Source organism: Rhodococcus yunnanensis NBRC 103083 (genome assembly GCF_001895005.1).
Taxonomy (GTDB): Bacteria; Actinomycetota; Actinomycetes; order Mycobacteriales; family Mycobacteriaceae; genus Rhodococcoides; species Rhodococcoides yunnanense.
Map to the genome: position 1 here is coordinate 359,571 of NZ_BCXH01000001.1, position 10,864 is coordinate 370,434.

The window sequence follows — 10,864 nt, forward strand, 5'->3', positions numbered from 1 at the left end:
TGATGCCTTGAGAAGGACGTCCGAACGGGCGGCCTGCCAGACGGCACGTAACATCCTCATTCTGAACAGATTTCGTGTCGTATCAAAAGATGCACGCACCCAGTTTGCTATAGCTGAATGATTCATCAGATGCAACATGCAGAGTTTTAACTGACATAATGTAGATTATCGGCAATAGAGATGGGCGGGTTTTGTCCGTTGCAACAACTCGTCGCTCATGCATATTCGGTGCTTGACGCGCGGCGCAACCGCGCCGCTGCCGCCCAGGCTCGAGCCCATGACGTTGCGCGGCGTCTCCAGTGTTGAAACTCCAGTCCGCGTTGCATTCCTCGACCTGTCAGTGCCGGCGTTCACCGGCGATGCCGAGCTCTCCGTCGACGGATCGTCGACGCATCCTGCAATCGTTGGCAGCAGTCGGAAGCCGGCAACCTTCTCAGCCCCTGTCGTATAGCCCTGCCGCACACTGCATTTCGTCACATGTGACGAAATGCAGTGTGCGGGTTGTCGCATGATTGAAGTTTCAGCACATACGCCAAGCCTCGGCAATGTCGTTCGACGCAGTTTCCGCGACGCCAGGCGTGCGCGACCGCCCAGTTCCTGCCACACACTCGACCCCGGAGCGCCCCGTCTCTGTGGGTCGATTCGGAATGACAGGCGAAATCGTCCCGAACTCGAATACCGACCGGTGTGCCCGTTGTAGCATCGTGCGGTGGAACTCGCCGAGTACGTTTCCATGGATGCCACCGAGCTGGCTGCACTCGTCCAGTCGGGCGAAGTGTCCGCTCGTGAGCTGCTCGAATTGGCTCGTCGCAGGGCTGACGACGTAGACGGTGAACTCAACTCGATTGTCCTGCGGATGGACGCAGCCGCGGACGAACGCGCCGACAGCGGCACACTGAACGGCCCATTCGCAGGCGTTCCATTCCTGATCAAGGATCTCGCACAAGAGTATCGGGGTTACCCGACGTCCTACGGTTCACGGTCACTTGCCGCAGACGTCGCGACCGATCACGCGCTCGTCACGCAGCGGTTCCTCGATGCCGGGCTGGTGATCTTCGGAAAGACCAACACGCCGGAGTTCGGCGCCAAAGCCGTTACGGAGCCAGATTACTGGGGTTCATCACGTAACCCGTGGAACACAGCGCGAACACCGGGCGGGTCCTCGGGTGGATCGGGAGCGGCCGTTGCTGCAGGCATCGTCCCAGCGGCAGGAGCCAACGACGGCGGCGGATCCATACGGATACCCGCCGCCTGCAACGGGCTCGTCGGACTGAAGCTGGGCCGCGGATTGTCACCGTACGGTCCGCAGACCGGGGAGATCATGTTCGGGATGGTCGGCCAGGGGGTCGTCAGCAGGACCGTCCGAGACAGCGCGGCGCTGTACGACGCCATCGTCTCCCCCGATCCCAATGCCGAGTACCTGGCGCAGTTTCCGTCCGAACCATTTGCGAATTCGTTGGGTTCGAGGCCGACCGGCCTGCGGATCGGTTGGTCGCATTCGTCGGCGGTCAATCCTCATCCACACCGGGAGGCAATAGCTGCCGTCGAGCGCACCGCTGCCGTGCTCAGCGAACTCGGGCACCACGTGGAGGAGGTGCCGCCGCCGTTCGACGACTGGGCTCTCTCTCGCGACTTCTTGTCGATATGGTTCGCCCAGGTGCACGTCCAGGTCTCCGAGATCAAGGCACGCATCGGCGCCAAGAACTCCCATTTCGAAGCCGATACCCTGGCGTTGGCTGAGTTCGGACGCCACAACGGAATGCTGGCCGCCATCAGTGCCCTCGAGAACACCACGACCTATGTGCGGTCGCTTGCCACATTCCATGACCGTTACGACTTCCTACTGACTCCCACTATCGCGACTCCCCCGCTTGCACTGGGTTCGACCGCAACGTCATCACTCGTTCAGGCAGCCGCCAGGGTCGTCAGCACCATGCGGGCGGGAAGAGTGATGGCCCTGTCGGGGATCGTCGACGACGCCATCGCCGATGGGCTCGGATGGGTTCCCTACACTCAGTTGGCCAATGTGACAGGACGTCCCGCGATCAGTGTCCCGATGCACTGGACAGACGACGGGCTTCCGCTCGGTGTCCAATTCGTCGGACGATTGGGGTCGGAGAGCGGACTACTTCGATTGGCTGCTCAGCTGGAAGAGGCCCGGCCGTGGATCCACCGATTCCCCGCGCCGGTGAAATCGACGCAGAAGAACGCGGTTTGATCTTTCCAGCCTTCGGATATCCGCCACGCACGACTACGGAGGAGAAACGATGCCGGCAAGCAATTCGAAGGACTCACAGCCTCAGTTGAAGGATCAGGAGATGTACGAGGAGCTGAGGAAGGAGGGTAACTCCAAGGAGAAATCCGCTCGCATCTCCAACGCCGCAGCGAACAAGGGGCGGTCGGCGGTCGGGGCGAGCGGTGGACGTTCCGGATCCTACGAGGATTGGACCGTTGACGAGCTTCGTTCGAGGGCAAAGGAACTGGGACTGAGTGGTTACTCCGACCTTCGCAAGGACGAGCTGGTGCAGCAGCTTCGCGATCACTGAGCCGTCAACGCGAGAGACTCATTGATCCGACGTGCGAAGGTACGCACGCGGTAGCACGAACCACAGACCGAACAGCAGTACCGTGACGGCTGCCGCCGCAACTTCCGCAGCAAAGATTCCGACGACGATTTCGAAAGTCAGCGCTACGACGCCGACCAACGCAACTGCCAACATCAGAAGCCCGAGAAGCGCGAGTCGATTCCCGACGCGGACGAGGACCCCGATTGCGCGCTTCCGAAAAAGCAACCGATGCATGCCAACCGGAGCGATCAGAAGAATCGTCGCGACGATCGACGCCGTCACGGTAACCAGATACACAACGCGACCCACCGACGACAGGTCGTCGAATCTTTGCTGGAACGGCACCGTCAGCAAGAAGCCGGTCAGGAGCTGGACACCGGTCTGCACGACCCGCAGTTCCTGCAACAGCGCCGTCCAATTTCGGTCGAGTTGCTGAGTCGGGGTCTCGTTGCGCGCCTTACCGTTCCATTCGAGGTGATCGAGTCCCTCATCGTGCTCCATCGACCAACACTAGCCTCGAGTGCGTTGTGAGCGCGGTCGGTGAGCGCGTGGGAGTGTTAACGCTCACCGACCCAGTGGTCAGAGTTCGAACTCTGCCGGATCGATGCTGACGGCAAAACAGGCGTTCCGGACGGCGTTCTTCTCGTCGTCGTCGAAGTTGCCATCGGCACCACCGATGATGATGCCGATCTGGATCACCGCACGTGCCTGGTCCGGCTTGCTCTTCAGTTTCCCGATCGTCGCAGTAGCTTCGACCTTGCCGAACTCGAAATCGCCCTGCAACTTGTCGCAGTACCAATCGAACTTCTGCCGGAGCTCATCTGGCGGAAACACCTTCAAAGACTCGTTGGCGGCGATCAGCGACGCGGTCTTCTGCCGTTCGGCAGGGTCGATCGACCCGTCCGCTGCCGCGATGAGCGCGCACATGGCCATACTTCCGTTCGCGAACTCCTTGTTCTTGAACTGGGCTGTCTTGGTTTGTAACTGCCCGTTCAACTCTTGGGCTCTCGTCTTCAGCTGATCCCAGAACGCCATGTAACTCCTCAGTCTCGAGTGGTACCGATCGCACTACCGGCACCATTGTCCACAACGCCGCCCGAAACGTCCGAAATGGCTGGTGAGCCGTCCGCGCGGTCACGCCACGAGCTGAGGATTCGGTGAATCGACTCGGCCCCGTGCAACGGAAGTGGTGGGAAATCGAAAGCGGTCGGAAACAGCAAGAACGGTGTGGTCTGTTGACCGCCGAGTCCGCCGTGCGAGCCCACCTGTTCCTCGAATGCCGCGATCTCGTCCGTCTCCGCCCAGTACGTGCCGTTGATCATGATGTCGGGGACGTTGCCGAACGAGTCCGTCCGTCGCACCATGTCGAGTACGCCGCTCCCGAACGCCTGCAACGGGTCGGTGCCCGAGACGACTCCCGTGGCCAGCTCGACGCTTCCCGATCCACTCAGGACGATCGATCCGCCGTCGCCACGAGCCACCAGAACGAATCCGATTCCCGGATGGTCGATCAGGGCCTGGAGCAGGCGTGGATACTTCTCCTCGATCGTCTCTTTCGTCGCCCGCCCCTCGATGTGAGGAAAGGACACGGAGCCGACATTTCCCGACGCGAGAACGACAGCATCGTCGTTGTCTCGGAGCGCACGATCGGGAGCCGGCGAGAGTCCGACGCTCGCAGCGGCGTATCCCGCTCCCTCCCCTCCCCCTGCTCGTGCCGGTTCTTCCGCGACCGAGGCACCGTCGCACTGTCGCAACACCAGCGACTTCAGCGACTCGCCGTAGCGCTGGCTGAACGTCGCGCCCTGACTCTGGCCGTGATCGGAGAGAACGACGAGTCGGTACGGACGATCGCTGCTCTCCGCCACAGCGTGAATCATGGCGAGTTCCGCGTCGAGCTTGCGCAGCACCGCGAGCGTTTCGGGTCGTTCGATGCCGGAGTGGTGGGATACCTCGTCGTACCCCACCAGATCTGCGTACACGATGGTCCGCCCGCGAACCATGTCGCCGATGACTGCCGCGACCACGACATCGGTCTCGACGACCGTGGTGAACGCGCGAACCAACGGATATATCCCGCCACGCGACACTCTCGGCACGATGTCGTGGCGGCGAGCCGACCACGCCTGGCCGAGTTCGCGACACACTTCCGCGAACAGCCGAATGGCCGTCCTGACTGCATTGGCCGGGTCGATGAAATAACCGGAGTATCCGCTACCGCCGCCTCCGAGACGAGCGCCCTTCATTCGGCTGACGACAAGCACGTTGTCCTCGGCTCCGCCGGAGAACAAGTTGCCGCGACTGGCGCCGTCGCCCGCGAGCAGTCCGGGAATGTCGGAGCGTTCGCGCTCGCGCTCGAGGTTCGATGCCGGATCGCTGAAGACGGCGATGCGTGAGGTGGTCTTGTCGTACCAGCGGAACGCGGGCACGTCCCGGTTCGAGCCGTGGAGGATGCCGAGCTGGCTCGAACCCGTCTGACTGCTCCAGTCGGTGTGCCAGGGAACGAGCGAGTGAGAACCGGAGGCCACCAACCTCGCCAGCGTCGGCGTCACGCCCGAGGACATCGCACGGCGTAGAACATCGTGTCCGAGTCCGTCCAGTTGAATGCAGACGAGTCCCGGACCTGTAGCCGACGGCCGAGTTGTGCGAGCACGCACGCGGTGACGACGGACGACCATGGTCCGGTACGTGGTGTCCCGACGAGCCGCCATCGCCCCCGAGATGACCGACGTGGTCAGGGACAGCACGAGTGCCAGCGTCGTCGCATCGACCGGACCATCGAAGTGTGCGACAGGGACCAGTACGACGCTCAGCAGCATCATCAGGCCACTGGCCACGAAAACGAACACGAACAGCAACGCGGGACCCGCCCACATCATCGCGCGAAGCAACAGGGGCCACAGGATCGCATTGAGCGCGCCGAAGACGATCGACAGTACGACGCCGCTGGCCACGAGCCCGAGAAACGTGGACGAGCCGATCCGGTCCAGATGAAACCCTGGCATGACGAGGTCGGCGACGATCAACGCGACCGCGCACGCCGCGGTCAGCACCCAGTATTCCCAAGCGAGCACGACGATGGAGCCGATCGACACCGTCCTTCTGCCTGACGCCATTTGCTGGACCCACCCGTCGACGAAGAGCGCACGCACAATCTTTCGAATTCTGGAATGGTAGACGGCGTGGCCGAGGGCCGAGATCATCCGACAGTGGTGACATGGTGGGGCCATGCCACTGTCGGGATCCGTGACAGCGGCACGACGGTCCTGACCGACCCGGTCCTGACCAACAGGCTCGGGCACCTCCGGCGTCGACGAGGAGCAGATCCCGGCCTGGTCGGTGACGACCTTCCCGACGTCGTTCTGCTGTCGCATCTGCACGCCGACCACACCCACCTCCCATCGCTGGACAGCTTGGGCGGCGACGCGCCGATCGTGCTCCCCCGCGGCGCGCCGGACAAGCTCGCCGGCCTGCGTAGATTCGGGTCGCGGCTGCTCACCGTCGACCCCGGAGACGTGGTCCACATCGGTCCGCTCCGTGTCACCGCGGTCCCAGCCGCCCACGACGGACGGAGATGGCGACGCGGACCGAACGACGTCGCTGCACTCGGGTTTGTCGTCGAAGGTGCCATCGTCACGTACTTCGCCGGTGACACCGCACTGTTCGACGACATGAGCACGTGGGTCCCGCGATGCGACGTCGCGCTGCTGCCTGTGGGCGGATGGGGTCCGACGCTCGGCGCAGGACACATGGAGCCCGGCGACGCCGCTCTGGCCGCGTCGAGGACCGATGCACGGCTCTCGATCCCGATTCACTACGGAACGCTGTGGCCGATCGGATTCGATCGAATACGCCCGTCGATGTTCTACGAGCCCGGAACGAAATTCCGGGCGGCTGCGGCCTTGCTCGAGCGTGGGGTCCGTGTACTCGATCCGGGGGAAAGCGTGCACGTCACGACGTGACCGTTCATCGGAGGCGTTCGGCGTCCTTGGCCCTGGCCACGAGTTCTTTGCACAGTTCGGCGAGCTCCGCCGGTGACGCGCCTTCGTCGACCGCGATCGCGACGTCCTCGGCCGCGCATCTGACTTCGAACGATCGGTCGATCAGCGCGGACGCCTCGTCGGCTGAGAGCACGACTGCGTCCTCCGGGATAGACGTTCCCTTGACTGCGCTGCGGTGCTCGTATGCGCGCTGACGGCAGGACTGCCTGCAGTACCGCCGTCTGCGCCCCACTCCGGAGTCGGCAACTTCACGGCCGCACCACGCGCAGGCATGTACTCGGCGCGACATGACAGACATGGTCACGAGCCTACGGGTGCGTGGCGGTAGAATGATCGGCACATGTGCGCGGGTCGATTCGTGTCGTGGGCCGCATCGGGAACGATCGGTGTACACGGCACGTTGAACATCTGTGAGTGGCGTGCGGATCGTGCACAGTGGCACGATGTCCGCCCCGCACAGCACGCACTATCGAGCGAGAGGACTTCACAATGGCAGATCGCGTACTACGGGGTAGCCGACTCGGCGCAGTGAGCTACGAGACGGATCGAGACCACGACCTCGCTCCTCGGCGCGTCGCGCGTTACCGTTGCGACAACGGCGAGGAGTTCGACATTCCGTTCGCCGACGACGCCGAGATCCCTGGCACATGGGCGTGCCGCAACGGCCTCGAAGGCAGCCTGATCGAGGGAACGGCTCCCGAAGCCAAGAAGGTCAAGCCTCCTCGCACCCACTGGGACATGTTGCTCGAGCGACGGTCCGTCGACGAGCTGGAGGAGCTCCTCAAGGAGCGCATGGATTTGCTGAAGGTCAAACGCCGCGGCGCGTGACCCTCTCTCCAACAGCTGTGTCGGTTTGATCAACTGAGCTGGGTTCGACCAACTGCGCTGGGCGACGAAACAATCGCTCGGCGCAGTTTTTTGTGCCGCAAAGCGACTCGCAGTCTTTTTTTCGTCTCTCGACCATTTCGATCCGAGGACAAATTCGAATTCTCTCGCGATCGAGATGCCAATTCATCTGTGCAATGCAACTATTGAAAGCTGAGCGAGGCGCACCGTTCGGGTAACGGTCCGCGTAGATCAGACGATAAGTTGTGAGCACCGGGTGGAGCCCAAGGCAGCAATTGTGCTGCAGAACCGAGGGGGGCAGCGGCACGTGAGCCAAGATATCGACAACCGATTGCGTTCTTTGCGCGACGAACTCGACGAGATCGACCGACGCCTTCTGGAATCGATCCGTGATCGAATCGACGTGTGCGCACGGGTGGCGCATGTGAAGCGCGCGTTCGATATTCCGATGATGCAGCCTGCGCGAGTCGGAGTCGTCCAGGAGCGTGCGCGTGTGTTTGCGCGCGCCCACGATCTGTCCGAAGAGTTTCTCGTCTCGGTGTATTCGACCCTGATCGCAGAAGCGTGCCGTGTGGAGGACGCCATCATCGAATCCGAGCCCGCCGTATCCCGCACCGCATCGAACACGCAGCGACGATAGGCGATTGTCATGGCGGTTCGGACGTTGCTCGTGGACAACTACGACTCCTTCACATACAACCTCTACGGCTTGCTCGCCGAGGTGAACGGTATGCCTCCCGTCGTCGTCAAGAACGACGTCGCCTGGGAGTCGCTGGATTTCACTCTGTACGACAACGTCGTCATCTCCCCCGGTCCCGGTCGCCCGACGACGCCACACGATCTCGGAATCAGCGCAAGAGTGATCACCGAATGCGGGCTCCCTGTTCTGGGCGTATGCCTTGGGCACCAAGCGATCTGCCATCTACTGGGCGGCCGGGTGGACCTCGCACCCCTGCCGATGCACGGGCGAATTTCGGAGATAACCCACTCCGGGATCGACCTCTTCGCCGGCCTTCCGTCACCGTTCTCGGTGGTGAGGTACCACTCGTTGCTGGCAATCGAACTACCCGAGGAACTCGAACCGTGTGCCTGGACCGAGGATGGTCTGGTGATGGCAGTTCGTCACCGCACGTTGCCGCTGTGGGGCGTGCAGTTCCACCCCGAGTCGATCAGTACGGAGTACGGGCGTGAAGTACTCGCCAATTTCCGCGATCTCACGGTTCCCGTCGCGGATCTGGACACGGCCCCGTACCCCTTCACGATCGACACACGGTGCTTCGACTGGCAGTTCGATACCGAGCAGGTGTTCCGTGCACTGTTCGCCGAGGGCCCCAACAGTTTCTGGCTCGACGGCAGCTCGGCCGTGGAACCGGACTCTCGATTCTCCGTGATGGGCGACAGTTCGGGTCCACGCGCCGAGTACGTCACGTACAGCGTCGCCGAGGCGAGAGTCGAAGTTCGACACAGCGATGGCACGGTGGACTCGATCGACTCGACCTTCTTCGAATATTTGAATCACCAGATGAAGACGAGAGCCGTTCCGCCCCTGCACAACCACCCGTTCTCGTTTGCGCTCGGCTATGTGGGATACCTCGGTTACGAGCTCAAAGCCGACCTGGGTGGTCAGCTCGTCCATACTGCGTCCACACCGGATGCGTCGATGGTGTTCGCCGATCGCGCCTTGGTCTTCGACCACGAATCGGGCCAGTGCTACGCGATGGCCCTGGTCTCCGAACATGACGAACCAGCAACGCTGGAGTGGTTCGATACCATCGAAAGTGCGCTGACGACTCTCGATTCCGTCCGCGGCTACAGCAACACGCCGGACACACCTCTCGTGGCGCCCACCGTCGAATCCGAGCTACCTCTTCGGCACGATCGCGCCAAGTACATCGGCCTCATCGAACAGTGCCTGGCCGACATCCGATCCGGTGAGACCTACGAGGTATGCCTGACCAACACTGCCACCTTCCCTGGGCCGATCGACGCCCTCGGTACGTATTCGTATCTCCGCGAGATCAACCCGACGCCGTACAGCGCGTTCCTCGACTTCTCGGACCTGTCCGTGTCGAGCGCGTCACCGGAACGCTTTCTCCGAATCGATGCCGACAGAATCGTCGAATCCAAGCCGATCAAGGGCACACGCCCCCGAGGGAAGAGTGCTGCCGAAGACGAGGCGCTGCGTTCGGATCTGCTCGGCAACGAGAAGGACCAAGCCGAGAACCTGATGATCGTCGACTTGGTGCGCAACGATCTGACACGCGTATGTGTACCGGGGTCGGTTCATGTCCCCAAATTGTTCGACGTCGAGACGTATGCGCCTGTGCACCAATTGGTTTCGACTGTCCGGGGTCGGCTGCGGGACGACGCGTCCGCAGTCGACTGCGTCGGGGCGGCGTTCCCCGGAGGGTCGATGACGGGTGCACCCAAGATCCGAACCATGGCAATCATCGACAAGCTGGAGGACGGACCACGAGGTGTGTATTCCGGTGCCATTGGCTACTTCTCGCTGAACGGCACCGCGGACTTCTCGATCGTCATCCGTACGATCGTCTCGACCGAGCACGAGGTCACGTTCGGAGTCGGAGGCGCGATCGTCGCATTGTCGGACCCTGAAGAAGAATTCGCCGAGACGATGGTCAAGGCCGTATCAATGCGGCGAGCACTCACTCACGCCAACGGCAACTGCAACGGCAACCGGACGAGCACGTAGCGCCCGTCCGATTGCCGTGCCTGATCGAACGTGTCGCCGGATCGAACGTCGCTCCTATGGAGTGTTGAAGTACTCGACCACAGCGGGTTGAATGCCCGGATTTGCGTTCACGGTCCCGATGATCGTCCCGGACACCACACCGATCGCGGTACCGATTATGCAGCCCGAGATGAAGTTCGGGAAAATCGACACACATCCGATGGCGAGTCCGAGCGCGGCGCCGATCGCTGCTCCTGCCGCACCGCCGCCCACCAGTCCCGTGCCGATCTGGCCGATCACGTTGTCCAATGCCTGTTGCTTGGTCACCGGACCTGCAACATCGGTGACCAACGAGGCCGGTTGTGGGACCAACGACAGTTGCCGCTCCCCCGCAACCAGCGGCGCGATCGAGTACGACGCGCCGTCGACCGTGTAGGTCAGTGGCACTTTTGCCAGAACCGCCCCGGACTCGCCGACGATATCGACTGCCGATCCCGAGGCGTCGATTCTGAATGCACCGGCGTCGAGGACGGTGCGCACGGCACCGTCCGGTGTGACCGACGTGTGGTAGCCGACCGATTCCGTGGTGGAAGTGGGCTCGGCGGAAGCCGTTCCACTCGCCATCGCAACGGCGACCGTCGTGGCTGCCAACACGGCGACAACTTGCGCTGATACTGACTTGATCCGCTTCACAGGCATCCCCAGACCGTAGTTCGACGAATGTGCGTAGGTCACGATGGTATTCGTAAACCGCCGCTGCG

11 protein-coding genes are annotated in these 10,864 nt (G+C 62.4%); 6 read left to right on the forward strand and 5 right to left on the reverse strand.

Annotation, left to right across the window (positions count from 1 at the left end):
• The first annotated feature begins 709 nt into the window (after positions 1 to 709).
• Both RY1_RS01680 and RY1_RS01685 read left to right on the forward strand, forming a co-directional pair.
• Positions 710 to 2,218 (forward strand): amidase, encoded by a 1,509-nt coding sequence (locus tag RY1_RS01680; RefSeq protein WP_072801776.1) that lies wholly within the window; start codon positions 710 to 712, stop codon positions 2,216 to 2,218.
• A gap of 49 nt (positions 2,219 to 2,267) precedes the next feature.
• On the forward strand, positions 2,268 to 2,546 hold the full coding sequence (locus tag RY1_RS01685) for a DUF7218 family protein (protein WP_072801777.1): 279 nt from the start codon (positions 2,268 to 2,270) through the stop codon (positions 2,544 to 2,546).
• A gap of 18 nt (positions 2,547 to 2,564) precedes the next feature.
• On the opposite strand, the gene RY1_RS01690 is transcribed toward RY1_RS01685, so the two are convergent.
• The 3 genes from RY1_RS01690 to RY1_RS01700 all read right to left on the reverse strand — a co-directional run bounded on the left by RY1_RS01690 (position 2,565) and on the right by RY1_RS01700 (position 5,680).
• Positions 2,565 to 3,068, reverse strand: a complete 504-nt coding sequence (locus tag RY1_RS01690) for a DUF6328 family protein (protein ID WP_072801778.1) — start codon at positions 3,066 to 3,068, stop codon at positions 2,565 to 2,567.
• 78 nt (positions 3,069 to 3,146) lie between these two features.
• Positions 3,147 to 3,602, reverse strand: a complete 456-nt coding sequence (locus RY1_RS01695; protein WP_072801779.1) for a tellurite resistance TerB family protein — start codon at positions 3,600 to 3,602, stop codon at positions 3,147 to 3,149.
• An 8-nt stretch (positions 3,603 to 3,610) separates the two neighbouring features.
• Positions 3,611 to 5,680 (reverse strand): phage holin family protein, encoded by a 2,070-nt coding sequence (locus RY1_RS01700; protein ID WP_072802233.1) that lies wholly within the window; start codon positions 5,678 to 5,680, stop codon positions 3,611 to 3,613.
• A gap of 54 nt (positions 5,681 to 5,734) precedes the next feature.
• On the opposite strand from RY1_RS01700, the gene RY1_RS01705 reads away from it, so the two are divergent.
• Complete coding sequence (locus RY1_RS01705; RefSeq protein ID WP_072801780.1) at positions 5,735 to 6,526, forward strand: MBL fold metallo-hydrolase; 792 nt, start codon at positions 5,735 to 5,737, stop codon at positions 6,524 to 6,526.
• Between the two features lie 4 nt (positions 6,527 to 6,530).
• Here the strand turns inward: RY1_RS01705 and RY1_RS01710 are convergent, their stop codons facing one another.
• On the reverse strand, positions 6,531 to 6,854 hold the full coding sequence (locus RY1_RS01710; RefSeq protein ID WP_218019769.1) for a hypothetical protein: 324 nt from the start codon (positions 6,852 to 6,854) through the stop codon (positions 6,531 to 6,533).
• Positions 6,855 to 7,054: 200 nt separating this feature from the next.
• Between RY1_RS01710 and RY1_RS01715 the strand changes: the two genes are divergently transcribed.
• The 3 genes from RY1_RS01715 (at position 7,055) to pabB (ending at position 10,124) form a co-directional block, all read left to right on the forward strand.
• Entirely contained in the window at positions 7,055 to 7,393 is a 339-nt protein-coding gene (locus RY1_RS01715; RefSeq protein ID WP_072801781.1) for an RNA polymerase-binding protein RbpA, read from the forward strand.
• A gap of 325 nt (positions 7,394 to 7,718) precedes the next feature.
• On the forward strand, positions 7,719 to 8,051 hold the full coding sequence (locus tag RY1_RS01720; protein WP_072801782.1) for a chorismate mutase: 333 nt from the start codon (positions 7,719 to 7,721) through the stop codon (positions 8,049 to 8,051).
• Positions 8,052 to 8,060: 9 nt separating this feature from the next.
• Positions 8,061 to 10,124, forward strand: a complete 2,064-nt coding sequence (pabB, locus tag RY1_RS01725; protein WP_072801783.1) for an aminodeoxychorismate synthase component I — start codon at positions 8,061 to 8,063, stop codon at positions 10,122 to 10,124.
• A gap of 54 nt (positions 10,125 to 10,178) precedes the next feature.
• On the opposite strand, the gene RY1_RS01730 is transcribed toward pabB, so the two are convergent.
• Positions 10,179 to 10,838 (reverse strand): DUF8020 domain-containing protein, encoded by a 660-nt coding sequence (locus tag RY1_RS01730; protein ID WP_245819458.1) that lies wholly within the window; start codon positions 10,836 to 10,838, stop codon positions 10,179 to 10,181.
• Between the last annotated feature and the right edge of the window lie 26 nt (positions 10,839 to 10,864).

Excerpts from the sequence above, each read along its gene's own strand:
- pabB (WP_072801783.1), top strand. The coding sequence starts at position 8,061 with ATGGCGGTTCGGACGTTGCTCGTGGACAACTACGACTCCTTCACATAC.
- RY1_RS01710 (WP_218019769.1), bottom strand. The coding sequence starts at position 6,854 with ATGTCGCGCCGAGTACATGCCTGCGCGTGGTGCGGCCGTGAAGTTGCC.
- RY1_RS01695 (WP_072801779.1), bottom strand. The coding sequence starts at position 3,602 with ATGGCGTTCTGGGATCAGCTGAAGACGAGAGCCCAAGAGTTGAACGGG.
- RY1_RS01690 (WP_072801778.1), bottom strand. The coding sequence starts at position 3,068 with ATGGAGCACGATGAGGGACTCGATCACCTCGAATGGAACGGTAAGGCG.
- RY1_RS01700 (WP_072802233.1), bottom strand. The coding sequence starts at position 5,680 with ATGGCGTCAGGCAGAAGGACGGTGTCGATCGGCTCCATCGTCGTGCTC.
- RY1_RS01715 (WP_072801781.1), top strand. The coding sequence starts at position 7,055 with ATGGCAGATCGCGTACTACGGGGTAGCCGACTCGGCGCAGTGAGCTAC.
- RY1_RS01685 (WP_072801777.1), top strand. The coding sequence starts at position 2,268 with ATGCCGGCAAGCAATTCGAAGGACTCACAGCCTCAGTTGAAGGATCAG.
- RY1_RS01705 (WP_072801780.1), top strand. The coding sequence starts at position 5,735 with ATGGTAGACGGCGTGGCCGAGGGCCGAGATCATCCGACAGTGGTGACA.